Below are 26,443 nucleotides of genomic sequence, written 5' to 3'. Positions count from 1 at the left end.
TTATATATCTACGACCACATCCATTTTGAAGTCGTCATCTTTTAGATGGACAATTTCCGTTGCTTTTTCGTAGTTAGTTGATTTCTTGGAGAAGAAGTCATGTTGTGTCGTTTCAGTATTCAAACCATTCAATACGATTGGGTTGACTTGTTTTACTTCGAAGATCGGATCAAAGCCCAAATTCATCAATGCTTTGTTGGCATTGTAACGAACATATTCTTTTACCTCTGCGGTTAAGCCAACTTCAGTATAGATCTCTTCTGTATATTTCAGCTCATTTTCATACAAATTGTAAAGCAAGGCCAAGAAACGAGCTTTTACCTGATCTTGATTTTTTAATTTTTTGAATTGATCTTGGGCTATTAATCCAACGAATACACCATGAATAGATTCGTCTGCAATAATTTTCTTAATGATATCGGCAGAAGCAACCATTTCACCTTGTCCACATAACCATAATGGCAAGAAGAATCCAGAATAAAATAAGAATGACTCCAATAATACAGATGCAGCCATCGCCATATAAATCTCTTCGTCCGAAGCATCTTCTTTATCGATCGCGCGGTAGTAACCATCAATCGTTTCTGCTTTGTATTGAAGATATTTATTTTGTTGAACCCATTCGAAAATGTCGTTTATTTCTGCGGTTGTAGAAACTGTCGTGAAAATAGTGGAATACGATTTTGCGTGGATAGCTTCCATCATACACATATACGACAATACAGCTTTATTCTGTAAAGTATCGATATGATCGATGATTTTAGGCATACCTGTGTGGCTTTGAAGAGTATCCAACAAAGTTAATCCTCCTAAAGCTTTTTTATACGCATCTTTCATTTCTGGGCTGATACGTTTCCAGCTATCGATATCTTTTGAAGGAATGTATTCCGTATCGATCCAGAATTGACGGATATTTTGTTCCCAGAACATCAATACATAATCGTTCTCAGGGGTATTCCAGTTGACAGCTTTATATGTTTTACTCATTTTTAGTTTAAAGTATTAGGCATTTATTATCACGTATTTGGATTGTTGATTTTAGATAAGCCAAAAGCCGCCAATGGCGTAGGCAACTTTTGACTTTCTCCCATTATATATCCAAATACTAAAATCTCAAAATTAAGCTGAACAAGAGACACATTCGTCGATGGTCGATTTTCTTGTCCGTGTATAATAAAGGGATTTCAATCCCAATTTATGTGCATAGATATAATATCTAGACAAATCTCTCGTCGAATCCTTTGAGTTTGTATGCAAAATTGTAGATACACCCTGATCAATATGGCGTTGGATAACCGAGATCAATTTTAAGACCTTGAATTGATCCATATCATAAGCCGATTTGAAATAGAAATAATTATCGTTTGTCAAGTATGGCATTGGATAGTAAGTTGTACTATCTCCATACTCACGTACCTCAATGATATCTACGATTGGCATAACTGATGCGGTTGCATTCATGATATACGAAGTCGATTGATTTGGAGCAATAGCCAAGCGGTAAGCATGATAAATACCATGTTCTTTGATTTTCGCTTTTAATTCCAACCAATCTTCTACAGTTGGAATATGTATTCCTTCAAATAACTCCGCTACCTTAGCTGTTTTAGGCATATAATCGCGGTTTACGTAATTGTTGAAATATGTACCATCGGCATAGGCTGATTTTTCAAATCCAACAAATGTTTTACCACGTTCTTTGGCAATTTCCATCGATGCTTCCAATGAATAATAGTTCATCATCATAAAGAAGGTATTGGCAAAATCCAGTGCCTCGTTAGATTCATACATGATGAAGCTTTTTGCAAGGTAACCATGGAGGTTCATTGCACCTAGCCCTACAGAATGCAATTCACGGTTTGCTTTTGCAATAGATGGAACCATATCGATATTGGTCACGTCTGTAACGACAGTCAAAGCACGCATAGCCGTTTTTACGGTCTCTTTGATACGTTTGTTGTCCATTACAGTCGCAATATTTAAGGAGCCTAAGTTACAGGAGATACCATAACGGATCGTGTCCTGTTTACCATAGATCTCAATATCGGATACTTGAGATACTTGCATGATTTCAGTACACAAGTTCGAGAATTTCACTTGACCGATTTCATTCAATGCATGGACACGGTTGGTGTTCTCTTTGAAGAAAATATAAGGATATCCTGATTCTTTTTGTGTCTGTGCAATTTTAACTAAAAGGTGACGAGCATTGATTTTTTTCTTTTTCACGTTTGGATTCGTGATCAATTCGTCGTACATTTTGTCCATGTCCATCTCATCCAAGAATTGTCCATACTCTTGCATCACCGTATGTGGGTAGATCAAATAGCATGGTTCATCTTTTTCTGCCAATTCCATGAATTTATCAGGAACGATGATACCGATAGACAATGATTTGATACGTACTTTCTCGTCAACGTTGATTTTTTTACAATCTAAAAATTCTTCGATGTCGGAGTGGAAAATATTGAGGTATACTGCACCAGCACCCGGACGTTGTCCCAACTGGTTCGCATATGAAAATGTATCTTCCATAATCTTCATGATTGGAAGTACACCGCCGGCACGGCCTTCAACACCTTTGATAGCTTCTCCGCGAGCACGGATTTTAGAGATATTGAACGATACACCACCACCGATAGAAGACAACTTCATTGCGGAATCAACAGCGTAACCGATACCATTTAAGTTGTCACCGATTTCATCCAAGAAACAAGACACCAATTCACCCGAGCGTTTCTTTCCTGCATTTAAGAATGTAGGGGTCGCTGGCTGATATTCTTGATTGATCATGATTTCTGCGTACTCAATTGCTTTTTGAACACCCTCTTCTCTTGCTAAGAACAAGGAAACAGCAACTACACGGTCTTCATAACGCTCTAAAAACTTCTCGCCAGAATCGTCACGTAAAGCGTAGCTCTGGAAGAATTTAAATGCCGCCATAAAAGATTCGAAACGGAATTTCTTCGCATACACATAGTTGAATACCGTTTCCATTTCTTCAAATGTAAACCATTGGTAAAAGTCAATATAATAGTTGTTTTCTACCAAATAGTCTATTTTTTCCTTTAATGTATAAAAGAACACTGTGTTCTTATTTACATATTCCAAGAAATATGCACGAACCGCTTCCTTATCTTTATGTAAGCTGAATTCGTCATCATGCTTAATCATGATTTCATTATTAAGCAATATCCAGTTTTTTGCTACTTCGTTTGCTACCATCGCAAAAGTTCTTTAAGATGTCAATAAATTGATTAATATCTTCCATTGTTCCGGACAGTTCAAATTTGAACGCCAGTGGAATGTCGAAATCCTGTGAAATGCGATCAGCTGCTAGACCAAAATTCGGTCCCCAGTTGCGGTTGCCACTGGAAGTAACAGAATAGATATTTTTAGCTTCGCGTTTCATGAATTCTTTTGTGTTTTCGGGCACCTGTCCAAAATTTGTGGTGAAAGTGACCAAATGCCCAGGGTCTTTTACCGTTAAATCGGCGGTGATCTTATGAATTTGCCAACCCGTTATCTGAGCTACTTTATCCATAAAACGTTGTACGTTCCCCGTTCTGGAATCATAATAAATGTGTATCATGTCACTGTTTCATTTTAATGATACGCTGAATTTATTAAAGTGCAATGGCAGCCAATTCCTCTGGTTTAAAGCCAATGATACGGTGTTGAATCTCTTCATTTTCCAACACAATTACCGTAGGAACTGTGCGGATTTTGAATCTTGCGGCCAAGTCTGGTTCATCAAAAGGATTAACCGTTTCATATTGGATACCTTTTTGATCCAAATAAGCCGATACTTGTGCACAAGGAGCACAATCGTTTTTCTCAAATTTGATAATTCTTGCCATGTTTACTTGTTTATTTTTTTATTCCAATCTTTATAGAAAAACTCGGTACGGAGTTAATGGTATCAATTTTAATCGGGGAGACCAGATTTAAGGTGCATCTGGCCATTTAAAATAGACAATTCATCAAAAAGAAAAGTCTGTGTTTCGATACTTAAAAACTTCGTTGAGTTGCCAATTCTTTCATTAGCTTAACAAATATCTTATATTTTCTTTCGATGCGGTAGTTTGACTTTTCCACATTTTGGGTAAAAGTTTGTCAGAGAATGCGTTTGCTGCAGATTAGTGTTTGTAAGTTGTTGATTATCTTGGTTTTGTAAATGTGGATAACTTTAAATTAGTAAATTTTACCACTATTTTACAAATGATTTAAGTTTAATTTTACTGTCATAAAAAAGCTACAAAGCTTGCTTTTTTATGAAAATTTTATTACCTTATTTTGCCCTAATTTGAAAAATAAATTTATGAAGAAACTATTCTATGGTCTCTTGCTTCTAGCGTCGCTACAGACGCAAGCGCAGGAAAACATTACCTTTCAAAAACCTTCTACTGAAATTTTGGCCTTAGCCGATTATGTGCGCCCCCCTCAGATAAAGATTTCAAGCGATAGAAATTGGATGTTATTTACATTCCGGCCTACGTATAAAAGCCTGGCAGACTTAGGCCAGGAAGAAATGAAACTGGCTGGATTGCGGATTAATCCGAAGACGAACATGGAAAGTTCGACAATCTTTTTCGATAAGATTGCCTTGAAAAAAATAGGACAAAATATGGAATTTTCCGACTTCACGGGGATGCCCGAAAAAGCGGCGATGGCCAATTTTGTGTTCTCTCCAGACAATAAGCGTTTGGCATTTAGCAATACAAATGAAAGCGGAACAGCTTTATTTGTCATTGATCTTGCAACGCGAAATGTCAAACAGTTGACAGCGTACAATTTGAACGGAACATTGACAGCACCATTTCAGTGGCTGAGAAATTCTTCCGGTTTAATAATAACAAGCCTGCCAAAGGATAGGGCCGCACTGTTGGATCCTTCAAAAGATTTGCCGACAGGACCTATTGTCTCAACAAGTGATGGGAAGGTGTCTCAATTGAGGACATACCAAGATCTGCTTAAAAATCCGCAGGATGAAGTGAATTTTGAAACATTGGTGCAATCCAACCTTGAACTTGTAGATCTGGACGGCAAGATTTCTTCCTTTAAAGATAAAGCCATTTATACGGGGATCAGTTTCTCTCCGGATGGTGAGTATGTGATGATCACGACGATTACAAAACCTTATTCCTACGTAGTTCCAGTCTCGTCTTTTCCACAGCAGGTTCGTATTTATGATCGATCGGGCAAGGAAATAGCGTTGGTGAATGAGGCAGCCTTGACAGAGGTAATGCCGAAAGGTTTTTCGTCGACACGATCGGGAAAACGTGCCTGGCATTGGCGGAGTGATCAGCCAGCTACGTTGGCTTATGTAGAAGCCTTGGATGGCGGGGATGCGAATAAACCTGCGGAGTTTCGTGATGCCTTATATACTTTATCTTACCCTTACAATGGTGCGGGAAAGCTTATTTTTAAAATCAAAGACCGTTACGCTGGTGTAACATGGGGGAATGATAAATATGCATTGATCAATTCGCAATGGTATGATACGAGAAACGCAAAAACTTTTGTGGTAAATCCTTCCTCGGGAGAATCTAAACTATTGCATGACCGGAACAGTCAGGACGTCTATAATGATCCGGGAGATGTGTATATGGAAAAAAATAGTTTAGGCACTTATTCGATGTATATAGATAAAGATAAAGTGCTGTTTGTAGGTAAGGGGTTTACTAAAAATGGTGAGTTTCCTTTTGTGGATGAGCTTGATCTGCATTCATTGAAGAAAAAACGCATCTACACTGCTCCAGCATCTGAACTGCAGGAACGTATCATCCAACTCGTGAACCCTAAAACTGGGGATTTGTTGATTTCGCTTCAGTCAGCATCGATTTATCCGAATTATTTCATGAAAAATATGAAATCGGGGAAACAGGTGACGCTCACCACGTTGGAAAACCCGTTTAAATCTTTGGAAAAAGTTCATAAAGAGATTTTAAAGTACAAACGCAAGGATGGGGTCGAACTTTCCGGAACATTATATTTACCTGCCGGTTATGATTTTACGAAGAAAGAGAAGTTGCCTCTGCTAATGTGGGCTTATCCAAGGGAATATAAGGACAAGAATACAGCCGGACAAAGTACGGCCAATCCGAAAGAGTTTACCTTCCCAAGTTATGGTTCTTTTATCTACTGGGTATCGAAGGGGTATGCTGTATTGGATAATGCGGCCTTCCCTATTGTTGGAGAGGGAACAAAAGAACCGAATGATACCTTTATTGAACAACTTGTGGCAAATGCCGAAGCTGCAATTGATGCGGTAGATCATTTGGGTTATATCGATCGGAAAAAAGTTGCTGTGGGTGGGCATTCCTATGGTGCTTTTATGACAGCACATCTGTTGTCCAATTCAAAATCGTTTGCCGCAGGAATAGCGCGTTCTGGAGCATACAATCGGACCTTAACACCATTTGGTTTTCAGAGTGAACAACGTAACTTCTGGGATGATCCAGCCTTGTATATGACCATGTCTCCATTTGTGAGTGCTGATCGGATGAAAACCCCACTTTTGTTGGTTCATGGCGGAGCCGATAATAATCCCGGAACATTCACCCTGCAGACAGAACGCTATTTCCAGGCCCTGAAAAACTTGGGAGCTCCCGTGCGTATGGTCATTTTACCACGTGAAGCACATGGATATGTCGCCAAAGAAAATATCTTCCATTTACTTTGGGAGCAGGATCAATTTTTGGAAAAATACCTTAAAAAATAAGGTGAAGATCGAAAAGAATATAAAAAGGTTGCCTTGTACGGCAACCTTTTTTGTTGCTCAAGTTTCGCTTAAATGGATCGATGTACTCCACTTGATGTACGTTAATCTGATTTGGATACCCCGAAGTTAGGACTCAACTTTGGCAGGCTCCTGTTGCACAGCCGGCAAATGTGCTGAAGTACCAATGGATTATACATAATATTTTTTTAAGTTTGGGTAATTTACTGGAGGGAAAATCCAATTATGAGACCTGATATATTTAGAGAGAAATCGCCATTATCTTCCGATGACTGCTTTGTGGTCTTCGATCGGAGAAAATCTTCCTTTACGTTTCCTGTACATATTCACCCAGAATATGAGCTCAATTATGTTGAGGGGGCAGTGGGGGCACAACGTATCATTGGCAACTCGATAGAGTCTATTGGCGAGCGGGATCTGGTACTAATTGCAAGCCCCGAGCTTGAACACGCCTGGAAAGATGGCGATTGCCAATCGAATGATATTCATGAGATCACGATTCAGTTTCATCCTTCATTAATTGAACAGTATCTGGATAAAAAGCAGTTTGCAAGTATACAGCAGTTATTATCCAAAGCTTCGCGTGGTGTAGTTTTTGGGAAAGACACAGTAGATCGGGTATTACCGTTGTTACGCATATTGACTTTGGAAAGAGACGGATTCTATTCGGTTATGAAACTTTTGGTGTTGCTGTATGAATTGTCTAAGGGTGAAGATATCCGTGTACTATCTACGGCGACCAATACGGTATTGAGTAATAGCGAATTGATGATGGGACGACTACAAGAATATATCGTTACCCATGTAAATAGAGAATTGAGCCTTCCGATGGTTGCGGCAGTAATGAATATGAGCAAATCAACATTTTCCCGTTTTCTGAAATCGACTACAGGAATGAATTTTACAGATTATCTGCTGGATTTTAGGATCAATATGGCCGTGCGATTACTGAAAGAAGAGACCTTGATTGCCGATATTGTCGAACAATGTGGCTTTAACAGCGTTTCGTATTTCTACCGTGTATTTAAAAAGAAAAAAGACCTTACTCCGGTCGAGTATAGAAATAGCCTCCGCAAGCAACAGATGATTATCTAATTTTTTTCTTTTTTCCTTTCTCATTTCGCTTTTTTAGATAGACGAAAGATCTATATATGTCTATCTAAAAAAAGTCAACCATTCCGTGAATATGGTGGGGTTTAAACGCTATTTAGTTATTGATTACCCCTATTCCTCTTGCTAGATAATTCAATACAAGTGAGTTTAAAGTTCAATAAAATGGTCTTTATTTGTTTTTAATGTGTTGTTTTTTAGGTTTTTACGATGTTGTTCTGTTGCCTCATTTTTTTTCCTATTTTATTGTTATTTCTATTTTGCGCAATCGTTTGTGTTGACATTTTTGTGTTTTTTCCAGGAGAAATATGAATGAAAAGTACAATACAAATGAGTTGATCTTGCTATTTACGGCATCTCCTTTTCTCTAATTTCGTCAAACAAACCAATAGAAGAATACCAATTAAGTATAGACATATTATACAAACCATCTATTTATTGTAAACCTTAAATACACACAATATGAGAAAAACAGCTTTACTACTCTTACTTTCCACTTATGGGAGCTTAGCCTTTGCACAGCAATCCCAAAAGGTGAGGGGCAAAGTCCTCGATGCGGATAATAAGCCAGTGGCAGGAGCTACGGTCAATATCAAGGGGAGCGCCAGCGGAACGAAAACAGATGCCGATGGTTCTTTTACACTTGATGTTGCGAAAGGCAAAACCTTAAAAATTACCTACGTGGGGATGAAGGAGCAAGAGGTGCTTGTCAATGATGCATCAACCTATAGTATTGTACTTCAGTCGAGTACGGAATTAGATGAAGTTGTGGTGATCGGCTATGGTACGGTGAAAAAAAGTGATTTGACCGGTGCAGTGTCATCCGTGACGGGAAAGGATCTGCAATCGAATTTAGCTAAAAGTGCTGCCGGCGCTTTACAAGGGCGCGTTGCTGGGGTGAGTGTGTCAAATGCTGGCGGATCGCCAGGAGCAGGAATGAATATCAATATTCGTGGTATAGGTTCGATGGGCAGTACTAATCCTTTATATGTGATTGATGGTGTATTTGGCGATATCAATACGGTAGATCCAAACGATATCGCTTCATTGGAAGTATTAAAAGATGCATCAGCAGCAGCTATTTATGGTTCTCGTGCGGCTAATGGAGTGGTGATTATTACAACGAAGGGCGGGAAAAGGGCAAGTCCAGCCACGTTGAGTTTAAATGCTTATACTGGGGTGCAAAGTCTACCAAAAAAAATGAGCTTGATGGATGGACCGCAATGGAAAAAATTTGTGGACGAAAAGGGATATCTACCAGTACAAGCCAAAGACTTCAATGCGAATACCGACTGGCAAGATGAAGTGTTTCAAACAGCACCCGTGAATAAGATCAATCTGGATGTTGCTGGTGGTGGCGATCGATCGACCTATAGTGTTTCCGGAGGGTATCTGAATCAAAAAGGTATTTTGAAAACAACGGGTTATGAATCTTTCAATGTACGCAGCAAAAATACCTTTAACTTTTTCAATGATCATCTCCGTGTTGGAAATACTTTATTGATTAAATCGGGGGATCGCCAATATGCCAATTTGGTAATCACAGATATCCTGCGTCAAAATCCGTTATTACCGGTTTATGATGCCAATGTTGTCGGTGGATATTCAACCTATGCACCATGGATGAAAAATTTGGATAATCCCGTTGGTAATTTGAATCTCAATACCAACCATGTCTATCAGACAGATATCATGCTCAATGGATATGCGGAGGCAGATCTTTTTGTAAAAGGATTAAAATATAGATTGAATGTAGGGATTAATAGAACCACAGGAAGAAATTATAACAAATCGGATCGACGTCCCGATGGTACTGCCGTTTTGCAATCTTCGCTGAATGAAAGCGCTTTCTTCAATAATCAGTGGCTGATTGAAAATACCTTACATTACGACAATACTTTTGATAAGCATACAATTTCCTTATTGGCGGGTTACTCCTCTCAGGAAAACTCAAATAGAGGATTTGGTGCCAAGAGACTTGATATTCCAGCAGGCACGGATGCAATTGATGCAGCATCACCAGCAGAGCAATCAACTTCAGGAAGTCTGCAGGAAGCATCCATGATATCGCAATTTGGTCGTGTGATGTATACGTATGATAACCGTTATCTATTTACTGCAACGGTTCGTCGAGACGGATCTTCGAAGTTTGATAATGGACATCGCTATGGGGTTTTCCCATCGGTGGCGCTAGGCTGGAATATCATGAACGAAAGCTTTTTTGCAAAGGCGAAAAATTCAGTCAATGAATTCAAAATCCGGGCAACTTATGGTCGCTTGGGTAATCAGGAGATTGCCAATTATACGACACAAAATGTTACGAGATACGGTATTAACTATATCCAAGGTGGAGCGTGGTGGCAAGGAGCAATCCCTGGAACGAGCTGGGTTTCGCCATCTAATCTAACTTGGGAAGAGACCGAGACGAGTAACCTCGGTGTTGACCTGGCTTTTTTACAAAGTAAGCTAAGAATCAGTGCAGATTATTATGTTCGAAATACGAAAGATATCTTGTTGTCAATCAACCAACCACCTTCTGCAGGAAAATCGGGTTCACCAGTAATGAATGCGGGTACTATCAGTAACAAGGGTTTCGAGTTTTTAGCGAGCTATCGCGATGCAATTGGTGAGGTAAATTACAATATCGGTGTCAACGCTTCGGCCGTTAAAAATAGAATGAAAGCGATTACCGTAGGAAATAAGCAGGAGTTTGAGGGGTATAATCCACAGGGTGAAGGTGTAATCAGTTGGGCTAAAGTTGGTTATCCCATTGGCGGTTTTTGGCTGATCCAAACGGATGGATTGTTCCAGTCAGATGCTGAAGTACAAGCCTACAAATCGGGGAATGGTACTGTAATCCAACCTACTGCCAAAGCGGGGGACATTAAGTTCGTGGACTACAATGGCGATGGAAAGATCGATAACAACGATCGTCAATACATGGGCAGTCCTTATCCTTCATTAGCCTACGGTATCCGTGGTGGACTGGATTATAAAGGCGTTGATTTTGCGTTCTTCTTTGATGGTATGTACGGTAACAAAATATACAATTATACGCGTGCTAGAATAGAGAGCACAAGTGAGGTGCATAATTATTCTACCAGTCTTTTGAATTCGTGGACAGCAAGTAATACCAATACCGATATCCCGCGTTATACGCGTGAGGATCCCAATGGTAACGTACGTCGCGTCAGTGACCGCTGGTTGGAAAGCGGTGCGTTCTTCCGTTTAAAAACAATAGAATTGGGGTATACGCTACCTAATACTTGGTTGAATAAAGTAACCTTGAAAAATGCGCGTATTTATTTGGCTGCTGACAACCTGTTTACCGTAACAAAATATAAAGGTTATAGCCCTGATTTAGGTCCAAGCAATAACGATAATGGGGTCGGCCAGACAGGAGTAATGACGGCTGGTACAGATCATGGTCGGTATCCGCTGGCGCGAACTATTATGTTTGGTATACAGGCTAATTTCTAGTGGATTACAGGAAGTTTACAATTAAATTTAAAATGAAAAGGATGAAGATTTCAATTAAAAAATATACAGCAGCAGCAGCCGTTCTTCTTTTGATGGGAAGCTGCAGCAAAGATTTTCTCAATCGTACGAACCCAAACAAACCGGTGTCGGAGATTTTCTGGTCGAATGAAGCTGAAGTACAGGCGGCAATGGCAACCGTTTATTCACCTATCCGTGGGCAAATGGAAGGGTATTATGGCGCCTATACGGGATGGCAGACGATGAATCGTGCTGATGATGTTTGGTTCCTTGCAGGTGAAGAAAGATTTACATGGGAATATGCAACCTTTCTAAATACTCCGGGAACTGGAGGAAGTGATTTTGGAAGTTTATATAATGGCATTAATCGAGCCAATGTGCTTCTCTATAATATTGGGAAAGTTTCCATGGACGAAGCAAAGAGAAAGGAGCTGATTTCCGAGGCTACTTTTTTACGGGGTGTATATTACTTTTTGTTGGCGTCAAATTATGGCGATGTACCGTTATTGTTGGTTCCCGCAGATGTTGATCCCGAAAACAAACCATCGACAGCTGAAGCTGATATCTGGAAACAAGTGATCGCGGACTTCAAGGCTGCAAAAGAAAATTTACCTGTTACACGTCCAGCAGCAGAAGCGGGCCGAGTGACTAAAGGAGCAGCGATTGCCTTTTTAGGAAAGTCATTGGTGTATACTAAACAATACGGGGAAGCCGAAACAGAATTGAAGACGCTGTTAACTGCCCCTTATAACTATGATCTTGTCGAAAATTTCGAAGATAATTTTAAAGACAATACAAAGTTAAATAAAGAATCCGTTTGGGAATTGGTATATGATGGTAAATATGGTTCAGATGGTATTTGGGGGGCAGAGAATCCCAATAGTCGTCAAGGATTTATCATTCCCAATTTTGCGGGACCGGCAGGTACAGGGGCTTGGTTTAAGTTGGTGCCCGGAATTTCCGTTGTTCGCGATTTTATCGCAGAGGAGCGCCCAAGTGGATCAGATAGCCGTTTTGACAAACGGATGTATACCAGCTTCTACTGGAAATATTCGGACTATGAAACTGGTCTTACAGACGGCGCTTGGTTCGGCAATCTTTCTTTTGATAAGTTGTGGTCAGAGTCTATGGCTAAAATTTCAGCAAATCCAGGTCTTGTGTATCCGACGATAGACAATAAGCCTGGACGATTCTTGATCAAGAAATACACCAACTTCTTTAGAAATGTATCCGGAGCTAACAGTATGTACGACGCCGCAAATACAAACAATAACTTCCGTCTGCTACGTTTTGCAGAAGTACTACTTTTACATGCAGAGGCATGTGCTAAGAATGGTAACACTGCCGGGGCAGCTTCTAGTTTAAAACGCGTTCGCGATCGTGCAGGATTAGCCAATAAAACTTGGACCAACGCGGATGATTTGATGAAAGAGATTATTCACCAGAACGAACTTGAGTTTTTCTTTGAAGGTCATCGTTTCTTCGATTTAAAACGCTGGTATCCTTATGCCCAAATGAAGCAGATTTTTGTAGATAATAAAAAGCAAGGTGCCGCCGAGTTTCAACCAAAGCATTATTATCTGCCTTTGCCAGAGGGTGAAATTAATACCAACACCAAGATTCAGCAGCATCCGTTGTGGCGATAAAGAAGTATAGTCAAAATCTTAATCCGTATAAATTTACCGATCATTAAAATTGTAAAGTATTATGAAAAATTATCTGACATTATGTTTATTGTGTTGTATGGCTTTTGTTGCAAGTAGCTATTCTGTTCCTAAACTTATTGAAAATGAAAATAATACAAATAGCAAGGATTATGTAAAAACAAAGAAGCTTGTATTTGCTAATACAGTTTCTATAAACCTTAATAATTCAACCGGTACGGCATTACCTAATTGTGGTGTTTATCTCAAACAAAATGGAAATATAGTGATGACTTTGTATTATCCTATTGCGCCTGGTGTTAACTTTTATACGAACATTCCAGCAGGAACTTACGAAGTTGAAGGGTTCTTTTTAGGATCGAATTCTGGCCAATATCTTTATGGATTGCCAATGAAGGGATCTAAATGTGGGGGGCCGGAGTCGAACTTCGGGAATTATCAACTTAACGATTATGACCAATTTTCCATCATATGTATACTTGCTAGTCAAGCTAGTGGTTATCCTTTCTGTGCAAATCACTAAGAGCTTGGCATACACATAAAAATTTATTCTCGATTCCACAGTTGAGTGTTAGTTTTTTCCGGTAGGGGAGTAGATGCCTCTGCCGGAATACTTTTAAAATTTCTTTTAAACAATAATATGTATGATTGCAGTACAACGGATGGGTAGATTTTTCACTACTTTGATTTTGCCACTTATATGCTTTGTTCTGTTGTTTTTTTCCTGTAAGAAAGATCGGGAAACAACGAATGAATTATCTTCCAAGCTGGCATTGACATCCAAAATCGATGCAGGAGAATTGTTGCTTGATGTCAATCAGCATACACTAGAGTATGTTTTCAACTTTGAGAAGGGAGCCGTAAATGTCCCCGTAAAGGATATCCTCAAGATAACTTCTGATCTGGCACATTGGCGTACAAAACTCTCCTTTAGCGACGGATCGGAGATGGAGGTACCTACCAAAGGTACTTCGCTCGATTTTATTGTTGAAAATATTAAACTGGATCCTTCGGGTTATAATCCACTGTCGGCCAGGGTAAATGTATGGTTACCGACCTATGGTCGTGTGCGGGTAACCGTACGCGGTAAGCATGGCAAACTGGGTACTATTACGCATTTATGTAACGATGATACACCACGTCAAAACGTACCGATATTAGGCTTATATGCCGATTATGATAATGTGGTTGATCTTGCTTTTACTGACCGGGAAGGCAACGAGCGCGGTAGCACAACGATACATATTATCACACAAGCTCTAACAGAGCAAGACTTTCCCCAATGGAAGATTGTTAAAGGGCAAACCGAGAAAATGGAGCCTGGGATCAATTTGGTGAGTTATCCGGGGCAGAGTGAACTAGATACTTCTTTACCTTATATGATTGATAACGAGGGGGAATTGCGTTGGTTGTTGCTGTTGAAAAAATCGCCTGATTTACAGAAGTTTTCCGGATCGATAGGTCTTAAGCGGACCAAAAAAGGGACCTTTATTTCGGGTGACCAGTCTCAACAACGTGTCGTTGAAATTGATCTTTTTGGAAATCTGATCAATCAGTGGGATCTGGGGAAACTGGGGTATGGATTTCACCATGAGGTTAGTGAAGCAGCCAATGGTAATTTCTTGATCAATGTAACCAAAGTTGCGGCACGTTTAACTAATGGCGGCCCCCGTATTAACGACTTTATCATCGAATTGAACCCCCAAACAGGTGTCTTAGTCAATGAATGGGATCTTGCCAAGCAGCTGGATACGACGCGTTATGTCAAGCCCGATGGCATAACACCGCCAGCATTTTCGCAAAGCCCCAATAACTGGGCGCATAATAATTCAATCACAGAAATTGGCGAAGATTTATTGGCCACGGCGCGTTATCAGGGGATTTTCAGTTTTAACCATTCGGGAGTGACGCAATGGATTATATCGCCCCATAAAAATTGGGGAGCCAAATACCAGACCTTGTTGCTAAAGCCAATTGCCGAAGATGGTACAGCAATTACAGATCCAGCAGTGATCAATGGGGATGCTGCAGTTGCAGGTTTTGACTGGCCTTGGGGGCCACATACACCTGTCGCGTTGAGCAAGGATCGTATTTTAGTTTTCGACAATGGGTATAACCGGCAATGGAAATCAAATTTTGCTCCCGGGGTGAAAAGCTTTAGCCGGGTCGTGGAATATAAGGTTGACCTGACCAATAGAACGGTACAGCAAGTATGGTCTTATGGAAAAGATCGCGGGACGCAAGGCTTTTCACAGGCCATTTCGGGCGTGCAATATTTGGGGCAAACTGGACATGTTTTATTTTGTCCGGGTATGGGGGTAGCAACTTCTATTGGTTCAGGCGGACGTGTTGTGGAGATTGATCCGAAAACAAAAGAAGTGATATTTGATCTTGAGGTCGCTACTGGTAGCGGTACGGCATTCCATCGTGTGACCCGTATGCCGCTTTATCCCGAAAACTTGTAAAGTAACTTTTTTTTTGAACTGAACTAAATTTATGGCCGAATCATTTGAACGTCAGCAAGCTTATATTATCGAATCACAACGCTTATTATTGGAGAGAACTAATGTTGAACTGTCTAATCCAGGAAAAATTGTTAAGCGTTATTTATATCCTGTTGTTACCAAAGAACATATCCCCTTGACCTGGCGTTATGATTTTAATCCCTTGACAAACCCGCTTTTTCTAGAGCGAATCACCTTCAATTCAACAATGAATGCGGGGGCACTCTATTGGCAAGGAAAGTATCTGTTGTTTGTTCGGGTTGAAGGGGCTGACCGGAAATCATTTTTTGCGATAGCAGAAAGTGAAAATGGGGTGGATAATTTTCGTTTTTGGGATCAGCCAATGGTACTTCCGGATTTGGATAAAGAGGAAACAAATGTATATGATATCCGGCTGACTGCTCATGAAGACGGTTGGGTGTATGGTATTTTTTGCAGTGAAAAACGCGATGCAGCAGCTGCTCCGGGGGATCTCTCCAGTGCCGTTGCTTCTGCAGGGATCATTCGATCAAAAGATTTGAAGCACTGGGAGCGTTTACCCAATCTGAAAGCGAGCAGTCAACAGCGAAATGTCGTATTGCACCCCGAATTTGTACAGGGGAAATATGCCCTCTATACACGACCACAAGATGATTTTATCCTAGCAAAACGTGGTGGCGGAATTGGATGGTCATTGATTGATGATATTAAAAATGCCGTTGTTGTTGAAGAACAAATTATCAACAAACGTTTTTATCATACGATTAAAGAGTTGAAAAATGGTGAGGGACCTGCCCCTTTAAAAACGGCGAAAGGCTGGCTACACCTTGCCCATGGCGTACGGGGGACGGCAGCAGGGTTACGTTATGTGCTCTACCTTTATCTCACCAGTCTGGATAATCCAAGCCAATTGATCGCCGAGCCTGCGGGTTATCTGATGGCGCCAGAGGGAGAAGAACGGATCGGTGATGTTTCCAATGTGTTGTTTTCTAACGGTTGGATCATGGATGCCAATGGTATGGTTTATATCTACTACGCATCGAGTGATACACGAATGCATGTTGCGGTATCCTCGGTTGACCAGCTTTTGGATTATTGCCTAAATACAGCACCCGACGGCCTTCGCTCGGCAACTTCGGTTGACAATGTCCTCCAGCTTATTGGTCGCAATGCGCTATATACCATGGAATCTGGAATTTGTTCCTGAAATGATGTGAAACGGACCTGATAATAGGATTTGAAAATTGAAAGCCGGTCTCCTATTCTAGATTGGATAGCCCAGCTTGTTTTTAGTTATTAAGGCTTATTATTAATTATAAAATCGATATTTTTTAGGAGTGTAAAAATGAAAAATCTGATCAAGTTTTATGGGGTGATTGCTTTACTTTTGCTGTGTTTGACCGTGAAATCTCAGGCCGATCAACCGCTAAAGATAATTTCTTACAATATCTGGAATGGATTTGAGCATACGAAAGCAAGATCGGATAAATTTGTCCATTGGATGGAACGACAGCAACCGGATATTGTTGCTTTAGAAGAACTGGTCGATTTTAAACAGGCCGATCTTCAACAGCTTGCCAAATCCTATGGACATCATTATAGCATTTTACTCAAAGAGAAGGGATATCCGGTAGGGATTACATCTCGCTATCCGATTACCCTGATCAAAGCCCAGGAGGATGAGTTTTGGCATGGCATGCTGCATGTTAAAATTAAAGATATTGACATTATAGTCACGCATCTCAGCCCTTTTTCCTGGAAGTATCGATTAAAAGAAGCACAGCAGATTGTGGATTATATCAAAAGTAATTCCTTGAATAACTGTATGATCATGGGGGATCTCAATGCTTATTCCCCATTGGATGCAGTTTGGCTGGAACACAAAGCACTACTGAGAAAGAATTTATCGAATTGGGATCAAGCACATCCAGAATATGGCAATATGCGTGGCCAGCATTTTGACTATAGTGTCCTGTCGACTTTTATTGCTGCAGGTTTTGATGATTGTATAGGACGTATGGTATTTCCGGAAAATAAGCGTGTCAGTTTTCCGACAGCCACGCTTTATGGCTGGAATTGGGGCGACAGCCGATTAGCTGAAGTGTCGGAAAGACTTGATTATATCTTATTGTCGGAGCGATTGTCGCCTTTGGTTCAGCAGGCCGAAGTGCACAATGGTCCTGATCTCGAAGGAATATCAGATCATTATCCAGTTTCTATCGTGATTGACCAATTGGAGAAGTAGAAATATAATTGTAGATTGCGGTTGACCACGAGAAGAATATTCATGGAACTTTCCGTAATAGATATAGTGATCATTGTCTGTTATTTGCTGACGATGATTGTCATTGGCCTGATTCTTAAAAAGCGAGCTTCTAAGGATCTCGACTCTTATTTCTTGGGAGGGAAGTCACTTCCTTACTATATGCTTGGTATTTCTGATGCATCGGGGATGTTCGATATTTCGGGCACAATGTGGATGGTTTATCTTGCCTTTGTCTATGGCCTCAAGAGTATGTGGATTCCTTGGTTATGGCCTGTCTTTAATCAGATTTTCCTGATGGTTTACCTTTCGGTATGGCTACGGCGTTCAAATGTGTTGACGGGAGCTGAATGGATCCGAACCCGTTTTGGGCATGGTAAGGGGGCAGACGGAGCTTACACCATCGTTATTTTATACGCCATTGTAGCGGTATTGGGTTTTCTATGTTATGGATTTATCGGAATCGGTAAATTTATGGAGGTATTCTTTCCCTGGGAACAGCTCTCGCGGTTCATCCCGTTGACTATTGACCCTATGTATGTTCCCCAGGTATATGGCATATTCTTTACAGCTATTACCACATTTTATGTCATGCTTGGCGGCATGCATAGTATCGTTTGGGCAGATATGGTGAAGTTTGGAATCATGATTGTATCTGGCATTGCAATCGCAGTGATTGCAATGCAGCAGGTAAGTCCTGAATTGTTGGCCGCCAATACACCCGAGGGGTGGGACTCTCCCTTCTTTGGCTGGCATTTGGATATGGACTGGAGTAACGTACTCCCTTCTATTATGGACAGAATAGCCGATGATCAATACAACCTGTTTACCATATTTGTGATGATGATGCTTTTCAAAGGTATTTTCATGAGTATGGCTGGGCCGGCGGCCAACTATGATATGCAAAAGATTCTTGCTTGCAGGTCACCAAAAGAGGCCGCATTAATGAGTGGTTCAGTATCTGTTATATTGCTGATCCCGCGTTATCTGATGATCATGGGTTTTACGGTATTAGCGCTTGTGTTCTTTCGGGATGAGTTTACAGCAATGGGAAGCCATATGGATTTCGAGATCATCTTACCCAAAGCAATTAGTCGTTTTGGGAAGGTTGGATTGACAGGTTTATTATTGGCTGGACTGCTGGCGGCTTTTATGTCTTCTTTTGCTTCAACGATAAATGCGGCACAAGCGTATTTGGTCAATGATGTCTTGCTGAAATTTTTTTATCGTTCGGCTTCGCCTAAAAAACAGATTCGTTTGAGTTATATTGTTTCTGTTTCTGTGGTTGTCTGTAGCACGATCATCGGATTATATGTCCAAAATATCAATTCGGTGCTGCAGTGGATCGTTTCGGCACTCTATGGTGGGTATATTGCCGCGAATGTGCTCAAGTGGCATTGGTGGCGATTTAATGGAACCGGATTTTTTTGGGGAATGTTGACCGGTATATTCGGTGCGATTATTCTGCCTCAGTTTTTCCCACATACTTTGCCGCTTTATTATTTTCCTTTTTTGTTTGTCCTATCCTTACTGGGCTGCTTACTTGGAACATGGTTATCTAAGCCAACTGAGGAATCGGTTTTGGTTGATTTTTATGTTCGTGTTCGCCCATGGGGATTTTGGGGGCCAATTCACCAAAAAGCGTTGGAGAAATACCCCGATCTTAAAAGAAACGATCACTTTAAGCGTGATTTATTTAATGTTGGGGTGGGGATTGTATGGCAATGTTGTTTGACATTGATCCCGATGTATATTGTTATTCAACAGGGACAGGGCTTATTGACTAGTATACTGATATTGGGTATCACCACACTGATTCTTAAAAAGAACTGGTATGACAAGATGTGCCGCGATGAGGTTGAATATGATGCTTTTATGATAAAATACGGAATGAATAAAGCGGATTGATAAGTAATTAAGTTCTTACAATAGGGCTGAAAGAAGCGAAGAATCATGTAATCGGACGGCCTGTTGTTTGATTAAAAGATCGTTCACTCGTACCGTACCGATTACATTGATAATGCGTTTTTAATTTAGTTGCTCGCTTTAACCGTAAATGGAACGACATACTGTCCCCACTCCAAAGAAATAGTTCCTTGTGGAGTCGCATTGATCTTAAACTGTTCCTGTGAATTGCTTGCTGTGGCATTGCTAACAGAAACACGTAGGGCATCTTCGTTGGCATCATATTTTGTTCCCCACTGATTCCACACTTTATTAAACATAATTGTTGTTTCGTGTTCTCCAGGGATACTGTAAAGACCATATTTTCCAGCGGCTAATTTCTTGCCTTCAACCAATACATCTTTATTAAATTCGATGGTGGTCGCTTCATTCGCTCCAGTACGCCATACAATGCCGATAGGGGCGATATCAACACCAAGCTGACGGCCTTTCAAAGAAGGGCGGCTATAGTTAATGTCGATCGTGACACCGTCGGTGGTGGTTACTTTGGTGTTGTCTGGAGGGCTCGGGCGTTTACTTTTGTCGGTCTGAGCAAAGGTAAGTTGACCTATTAAGGTCAGGATTGTTAAAATTAGTACTCTCATTTTGCGTATATTATTGATTAAACAATTAAATATAAGATTTTTAAATTATGGAATTGTTAGTTTTTTTTGAAGACTTTGGGTGAGGTATTTTGGTTATATAAACGAGAAAAGCCAGGATACGAATCACTGGCTTTTTTCATTTATACCTATTATTTAAACAAGATATTCAAATAGTGTCTGGTCTTTGTTGATTTCAATGACATCAAACTTATATTCTTTCATGCGTTCAATCAATGTTTCGTAATCCTCAGGCTTGTTGAGCTCAATGCCGACTAGCGCTGGACCTCTTTCGCGTTCTGTTTTTTTGATAAACTCAAAACGGGTAATATCATCCTTAGGTCCCAATACTTCAGAAACGAAGAGTTTTAATGCACCTGGGCGTTGTGGGAAACGAACGATAAAATAATGTTTGTAGCCTTCGTAAAGTAGAGACAATTCTTTGATTTCACTCATGCGGTCGATATCGTTGTTTCCACCGGATATGATGCAGACGACCTTCTTGCCTTTAATTTCATCTTTGTGAAATTCAAGAGCAGCTACCGATAAAGCACCCGCGGGCTCAACGACAATTGCATCCTTATTATACAGCTCTAGGATACAGGTACAGATCTTTCCTTCAGGAATAGAGCGTGTATCATCCAACAATTGTTTGGCAATTTCAAATGTCGTTGCACCGATCTTTTTAACGGCGGCCCCATCAACAAATTTGTTGATATGCTCGAGCTCGATCGGTGCGCCATGTGTCAAAGCCGCTTGCATAGAAGGAGCTCCCTCGGGTTCAACACCATAACATTTGATCGCTTTGTTTTTACTCTTCAGGTAATAGCTCGCTCCCGCGGCAAGTCCACCGCCACCAATTGGGATAAATATGGCATCCATATCGGGAAGATCTTGTAGAGCTTCAACGGCCACAGTACCCTGTCCTTCCACAACTTTGAGATCATCAAATGGCGGGATGAAAGTCATGCCATGCTCTTCTGTGTAAGCCAACGCCGCTTTTTGACAGTCATCAAAAGTGTCTCCGGTCAAGATAATCTCTACATTACCGTTACCCCACATTTCCGTTTGTGAGATCTTTTGGCGTGGTGTCGGTCCCGGCATAAATATCACACCTTTGATGTCGAGTTTATTGCAGGAGAAAGCAACGCCTTGGGCGTGGTTACCTGCACTCGCACATACAACGCCGCGTTGTCGCTCTTCCGCTGTTAAGGAGATAATTTTATTGTAGGCACCGCGTAATTTATAGGAACGTACGACTTGTAAATCTTCCCGTTTGAGATAGACTTCGGCACCGTATTTTTCGGACAGATGCCGATTATATTGAAGCGGTGTTCTGTTGACCACAGACTTGATGCGGTCAAGTGTAGCTTCTGAATTGATGTTTAAGGTTGATAGATTCATTGTTAGATGATTGCCTAGTTAAGGTAGCAAATAAAACGCAGATATTCGCTGTTATATGAGAGATTCTACCTATACAGTGTTTAAATTGAGTTGATTTTGAATGGAAGACCGTCTGAACACATGCTAAAATAATAATCAGCTATGCGTCATGTGGATCCTTTTAAAAAATGTACTTATGATAAAAAAAGGCTGCATCTGCAGCCTTCCTTTTTTTATATTTTTTCCTGGATGAGGCTTTTTAGGTCGTCATCACAAATATTTTTCTTTTCGTCGGCTAAAACCAAGAAACGTTGGTAGCAATCTGCTAAATCATCTTTTTCAAGATGGAAGCCTAAACGCTCCAAATGGTGTTTAAGGGCATGTCTTCCTGAGCGTGCAGTTAAGATAATATCAGCTTCAATCAAACCAACATCTTCTGGTCTGATGATCTCATAGTTTTCGCGGTGTTTTAGGAAACCATCTTGGTGAATACCTGAGCTATGCGCGAAGGCATTACGGCCAACGATCGCTTTATTCGGTTGGACAGGCATGTTCATCATTTCACTTACCTTGCGCGATAAGTACGTAAACATGCGGCTATCGATGTTTGATGTTAAGCTTCCAAACGACTGGTTGTGCACCTTAAGGATCATGGCTACTTCTTCAAGAGACGTGTTTCCGGCACGTTCACCGATACCGTTGATCGTACATTCTACCTGGCGGGCTCCATTTTGAATGGCAGCGATAGAATTTGCTGTTGCAAGTCCTAGGTCATTGTGACAATGTGCGGAAATAATTGCCTGATCGATATTGCGTACATTCTCCTTTAGGTAGTTGATTTTTGAACCATATTGGTCTGGTAAACAATAACCGTTTGTATCAGGTATGTTGACCACCGTAGCACCAGCCGCAATCACCGACTCAACCATTTTAGCTAGAAATTCCAAGTCTGCGCGACCAGCATCTTCTGCATAAAACTCGACATCTTCCACATAGGATTTGGCATGTTTTACAGCCGCAACAGCACGTTCTAAAATTTCTTCTCTTGTGCTGTTGAATTTATATTTGATATGCATGTCCGAAGAACCAATACCGGTATGGATACGTGGGCGTTTGGCATATTTTAATGCCTCGGCAGCTACGTCAATATCGTTTTGATTGGCACGGGTCAATGCACATATAATAACATCGTTCACCGCTTTAGATAATTCTACCACCGATTGAAAATCACCAGGGCTAGACACTGGGAAACCGGCTTCGATAATATCTACCCCTAGTTTTTCCAAGTCTTTAGCAATCTCAATTTTCTCTGGAGTAGTTAATTGGCAGCCTGGTACCTGTTCGCCATCACGTAAGGTGGTGTCGAAAATGTAAAGATGATTAGGATCGTGTAACATAATTTCTTAATTCAAAAGATTTACAAATTAAAAAGGGTATACTATTTAATAAACTCCAATACTTTTTCACCCATTTCCTGAGTACCTAAGATTTTTGAAGATTCAGTGCTGTTGTTGGCAATATCACCGGTTCTCCAACCAGCTTTTAATGTTTCAGCAACAGCATTGGTAACAGCTTTAGCTTCGTCCTGTAGACCAAAGCTAATATCAAGCATCAAGGCTGCGGATAAAATTGAAGCAAGTGGATTTGCTTTATTTTGACCAGCGATATCGTGTGCTGAGCCGTGGATAGGTTCGAAGAAGCCTGTGCCATCACCTACGGAAGCAGAAGCCAACATACCCATCGAGCCCGCGATCTGTGACGCTTCGTCTGTCAAGATATCACCAAAAAGATTTGCCGTCAATACCACATCGAATTTCTTCGGATTTTTAACCAATTGCATGGCTGCATTATCGATAAACATGTGCTCAGTTTCAACATCCGGATATTCTTTTGCGATTTCCTGTACCACTTCTCTCCATAGGCGGGATGTTTCCAATACATTGGCTTTATCAACAGAGCATAATCTTTTGTTACGTGTGCGTGCTGCATCATAAGCTTTACGTGCGATACGTTCAACCTCGTAACGGTGGTAGTTCATCAGATCTGACGCAAAGGTGTTGTCCTCATTACGGTTTTTTTCACCAAAATACACATCACCTGTCAATTCACGGAAGAAAAGGATATCTGTACCTTGAAGAATTTCAGGTTTTAAACTCGAAGCATCCAATAACTCGTCGAATAAAAGGATTGGACGAAGATTTGCATAAAGACCTAGTTCTTTACGGATTTTCAACAAGCCTTGTTCAGGTCTTACTTTAGCAGAAGGATCATTATCATACTTGATATGGCCAATGGCGCCGAAAAGGATCGCATCAGAAGCTTTTGCTTTCGCTAATGTTTCATCAGGAAGAGGGTTGCCCGTAGCTTCAATTGCAGTATGACCCATGATAGCTTCATCAAAGCTGAATTCATGACCATAATTTTCACCGATTTTTTCTAAAACTTTTTTACCCCAAGTTGTTACTTCTTGGCCGATGCCATCTCCAGGTATGATTAAAATATTTTTCTTCATTGTATTTTTAGTATTGAGCTATCAGCGATATGTATATTGAAACTTTGGAAGATAGGCCTAAGCCCTATTGTATTGTCTTTATTTTTGACTTTTGATTTCCAGTGTTTAGCCGATAGCTTGATTCTCTTTTTATTTTTTTGTTCTTGTTTTCGAATTAATTGAAGTTATCCACATTTTTCATGTGGATAAAGCTTCTTTTTTGTGGATAACTTCGGATACAGCCTTTACTTCTCCTTTTTCCAACACGATTTTATTGTCAATGCAGGTTGGTAGTTGTGTCTGGAAGTGCCCTACATAAATGAGCGTCTGGCCACTTTTACTGAGGTCATCAATGACATCGTTGAAATACTGGGTCTGCTCTTTATCTAAGCCCTGACAAGGTTCGTCCAAAATCAGCAATTCTGGATGCTTCACGATCGTGCGAGCCAATAGGACCAAACGTTGTTGGCCTAATGGTAACGACCCCAAGGTTTTGTGTTTAACCTCTTTGAGGTCAAAAAAATGGAGAATTTGCTCGAGCTTTTGCTGTTGTTCAAATCCTAATCGCTGGTATAGGCTCATGGAATCAAAAAATCCAGAAGCAATAGTCTGCCCAACGTTGGCATTCATATCATAGTACCAATGCAATTCTGGCGATATAATACCCAAATGTTCTTTGATATCCCAAATGCTTTCTCCAGATCCTCTTTTTTTGCCAAAAAGATGGATGTCGTTGGCATAGGCCTGTGGATGATCGCCATTGATTAAACTGAGCAACGTGGATTTTCCTGAACCATTATGCCCTTGTAGCAACCATTTTTCGCCGGCTTTTACTTCCCAGTCAATATTCTTTAAGACTTGTTTTTCGCCATAGGAGATATTGATCTTGTTCATTTTTACCATGATTGGAGAAGTTACTTCAGGGGCTCGTTGCAGAAAATAGGGGAGTGCCTTTCTTGTGCGGGGCAAGCCTCTGGATAACGCATTGCTATTTTGGCGAATAACAATCTTACCATGCTGGATCTCCGCAAAACGATTGATACATTCCGGTTGTTCGTCATCATTACTTATCAACAACAAGGTAACTCCTTTATCCGCAAGCTGATCGAAAATCTGATTGAGATCTTCCCGAGACTGTGCATCTAGTCCTGTATAAGGCTGGTCGATAATGAGCACCTGAGGTTGAAGCCACAAGGCCTTGATCAATTGCAGTCTTTTGTGTTCGCCACTCGAAAGTTCAATCAACTGCTGATCTTTGAAATTTTCGAATCCAAAAATGTTCAGGTAAGAACGTACGTTTTCAAAAGAAAGCTGTTCTTCTTGCGCAAAATGTTTCAACTCAGCAAAAACCGTTAATGTATCGTTTTTTGCAAATTTGTTGTAGCGCTGTTGGTAATAGAAATTGCGATCGCCTTCAAGATTGGTAAACTGAAACCAATTGGAAACGTAGTGAATTTTCGCTGGCAGTGGGCTTGTTGGATTAAGGTGGAATGTGATCTCGCCTTCATACTTCAATTGCCCGGCAATCGCTTTTGCAAGTGTGGTTTTTCCTGTACCGCTAGGACCGCCTAAGATCCATTGTTCGCCAGGAAAAATTTGCCAATTTAAGTCTTGCAGTACGGTATCTTTACCGTACTGAATGGTTAAATTGGCAATATGGACGACAGGATCTACCATTGTCTGTTTGCTTCAAATGCTTCGATTGAATCTTTCTGGTTAAGGATAAAATCAATGTCATCATATCCATTGATCAAACATGATTTTTTGTATGGATTGATTTCAAACTCAAATTGATCACCTGTCTCTGTCAACATGACTGTTTGTTTTTCAAGATCAACGATAATCGCTGTTGTCGGATTTTGGTGCACCAATTCGAAAATTTTTGCCAAAAACTCTTCGGGTACCTGAATCGGTAATACACCATTGTTAAGGGCATTTCCTTTGAATATATCGGCAAAGAATGAGCTGATGACCACATCAAAACCATAGTCTTGAATAGCCCATGCGGCATGTTCGCGGCTTGAACCACAACCAAAATTCTTACCGGCAACCAATATTTTCCCTGTATAGGTCGGGTTGTTCAATACAAAGTCAGTTTTAGGCTGATTGTCTGTATCAAAACGCCAGTCGCGGAATAAATTATCACCAAAACCTTCACGCGTGGTTGCTTTTAGAAAGCGTGCGGGAATAATTTGATCGGTATCAATATTTTCGATAGGTAGAGGGACTACCTGTGACGTTAAAGTTTCAAATTTTTTCATTT

Annotated in this window: 19 protein-coding genes; 9 read left to right on the top strand and 10 right to left on the bottom strand. The window is 40.6% G+C overall.

What is annotated here, in order from left to right; translation table 11 throughout:
• From nrdF to K2F45_RS25095, 4 genes are all read right to left on the bottom strand, one after another.
• The gene (gene nrdF, locus K2F45_RS25110) at positions 1–987 is read right to left on the bottom strand and encodes a class 1b ribonucleoside-diphosphate reductase subunit beta (RefSeq protein WP_070570180.1); all 987 of its coding nucleotides are present in this window, start codon (positions 985–987) and stop codon (positions 1–3) included.
• Between the two features lie 132 nt (positions 988–1,119).
• Entirely contained in the window at positions 1,120–3,225 is a 2,106-nt protein-coding gene (nrdE, locus tag K2F45_RS25105; RefSeq protein WP_046673717.1) for a class 1b ribonucleoside-diphosphate reductase subunit alpha, read from the bottom strand.
• Positions 3,185–3,592, bottom strand: coding sequence for a class Ib ribonucleoside-diphosphate reductase assembly flavoprotein NrdI (nrdI, locus tag K2F45_RS25100; protein ID WP_053003630.1), 408 nt, complete (start codon positions 3,590–3,592; stop codon positions 3,185–3,187). The genes nrdE and nrdI overlap by 41 nt, the downstream gene beginning before the upstream one ends.
• Positions 3,593–3,626: 34 nt before the next feature.
• A complete protein-coding gene (locus tag K2F45_RS25095; protein WP_046673718.1) occupies positions 3,627–3,860 on the bottom strand; it encodes a thioredoxin family protein in 234 nt (77 codons plus the stop codon).
• Positions 3,861–4,321: 461 nt separating this feature from the next.
• Here K2F45_RS25095 and K2F45_RS25090 point away from each other — a divergent pair, with 461 nt between their 5' ends.
• The 9 genes from K2F45_RS25090 (at position 4,322) to K2F45_RS25050 (ending at position 19,668) form a co-directional block, all read left to right on the top strand.
• Complete coding sequence (locus K2F45_RS25090) at positions 4,322–6,724, top strand: S9 family peptidase (protein ID WP_248932626.1); 2,403 nt, start codon at positions 4,322–4,324, stop codon at positions 6,722–6,724.
• Positions 6,725–6,967: 243 nt separating this feature from the next.
• Positions 6,968–7,837, top strand: coding sequence for an AraC family transcriptional regulator (locus K2F45_RS25085; RefSeq protein WP_075994380.1), 870 nt, complete (start codon positions 6,968–6,970; stop codon positions 7,835–7,837).
• A gap of 477 nt (positions 7,838–8,314) precedes the next feature.
• The gene (locus K2F45_RS25080; RefSeq protein WP_248932625.1) at positions 8,315–11,332 is read left to right on the top strand and encodes a SusC/RagA family TonB-linked outer membrane protein; all 3,018 of its coding nucleotides are present in this window, start codon (positions 8,315–8,317) and stop codon (positions 11,330–11,332) included.
• Between the two features lie 41 nt (positions 11,333–11,373).
• Positions 11,374–12,996 (top strand): RagB/SusD family nutrient uptake outer membrane protein, encoded by a 1,623-nt coding sequence (locus tag K2F45_RS25075; protein WP_075994378.1) that lies wholly within the window; start codon positions 11,374–11,376, stop codon positions 12,994–12,996.
• A gap of 61 nt (positions 12,997–13,057) precedes the next feature.
• The gene (locus tag K2F45_RS25070) at positions 13,058–13,537 is read left to right on the top strand and encodes a cupredoxin domain-containing protein (protein WP_248932624.1); all 480 of its coding nucleotides are present in this window, start codon (positions 13,058–13,060) and stop codon (positions 13,535–13,537) included.
• Between the two features lie 121 nt (positions 13,538–13,658).
• A complete protein-coding gene (locus K2F45_RS25065) occupies positions 13,659–15,479 on the top strand; it encodes an aryl-sulfate sulfotransferase (protein ID WP_248932623.1) in 1,821 nt (606 codons plus the stop codon).
• 31 nt (positions 15,480–15,510) lie between these two features.
• Positions 15,511–16,704 (top strand): glycoside hydrolase family 130 protein, encoded by a 1,194-nt coding sequence (locus K2F45_RS25060; protein WP_248932622.1) that lies wholly within the window; start codon positions 15,511–15,513, stop codon positions 16,702–16,704.
• A gap of 138 nt (positions 16,705–16,842) precedes the next feature.
• Positions 16,843–17,742: an endonuclease/exonuclease/phosphatase family protein gene (locus tag K2F45_RS25055; RefSeq protein WP_248932621.1), complete on the top strand. Its 900-nt coding sequence runs from the start codon at positions 16,843–16,845 to the stop codon at positions 17,740–17,742.
• Positions 17,743–17,784: 42 nt separating this feature from the next.
• Positions 17,785–19,668 (top strand): sodium:solute symporter family protein, encoded by a 1,884-nt coding sequence (locus tag K2F45_RS25050; RefSeq protein WP_248932620.1) that lies wholly within the window; start codon positions 17,785–17,787, stop codon positions 19,666–19,668.
• Positions 19,669–19,793: 125 nt separating this feature from the next.
• Here the strand turns inward: K2F45_RS25050 and K2F45_RS25045 are convergent, their stop codons facing one another.
• From K2F45_RS25045 to leuD, 6 genes are all read right to left on the bottom strand, one after another.
• Positions 19,794–20,309: a DUF2911 domain-containing protein gene (locus tag K2F45_RS25045; RefSeq protein ID WP_075994374.1), complete on the bottom strand. Its 516-nt coding sequence runs from the start codon at positions 20,307–20,309 to the stop codon at positions 19,794–19,796.
• Between the two features lie 153 nt (positions 20,310–20,462).
• Positions 20,463–21,710 (bottom strand): threonine ammonia-lyase IlvA, encoded by a 1,248-nt coding sequence (gene ilvA, locus K2F45_RS25040; RefSeq protein ID WP_075994373.1) that lies wholly within the window; start codon positions 21,708–21,710, stop codon positions 20,463–20,465.
• Positions 21,711–21,922: 212 nt separating this feature from the next.
• Positions 21,923–23,086, bottom strand: a complete 1,164-nt coding sequence (locus K2F45_RS25035; RefSeq protein WP_120335010.1) for a 2-isopropylmalate synthase — start codon at positions 23,084–23,086, stop codon at positions 21,923–21,925.
• A 41-nt stretch (positions 23,087–23,127) separates the two neighbouring features.
• Positions 23,128–24,201 (bottom strand): 3-isopropylmalate dehydrogenase, encoded by a 1,074-nt coding sequence (gene leuB / locus K2F45_RS25030; RefSeq protein ID WP_248932619.1) that lies wholly within the window; start codon positions 24,199–24,201, stop codon positions 23,128–23,130.
• Positions 24,202–24,378: 177 nt separating this feature from the next.
• Positions 24,379–25,857, bottom strand: coding sequence for an ATP-binding cassette domain-containing protein (locus tag K2F45_RS25025; RefSeq protein WP_075994370.1), 1,479 nt, complete (start codon positions 25,855–25,857; stop codon positions 24,379–24,381).
• Positions 25,851–26,441 (bottom strand): 3-isopropylmalate dehydratase small subunit, encoded by a 591-nt coding sequence (gene leuD / locus K2F45_RS25020; protein ID WP_075994369.1) that lies wholly within the window; start codon positions 26,439–26,441, stop codon positions 25,851–25,853. Before leuD ends, K2F45_RS25025 begins: the two co-directional genes overlap by 7 nt.
• Positions 26,442–26,443: the final 2 nt, after the last annotated feature.

The sequence above is a fragment of the Sphingobacterium siyangense genome, from assembly GCF_023277505.1.
Lineage (GTDB): Bacteria > Bacteroidota > Bacteroidia > Sphingobacteriales > Sphingobacteriaceae > Sphingobacterium > Sphingobacterium siyangense.
Note: the sequence above shows the minus strand (reverse complement) of the source record. Positions and strands in the feature narration are given on the sequence as shown.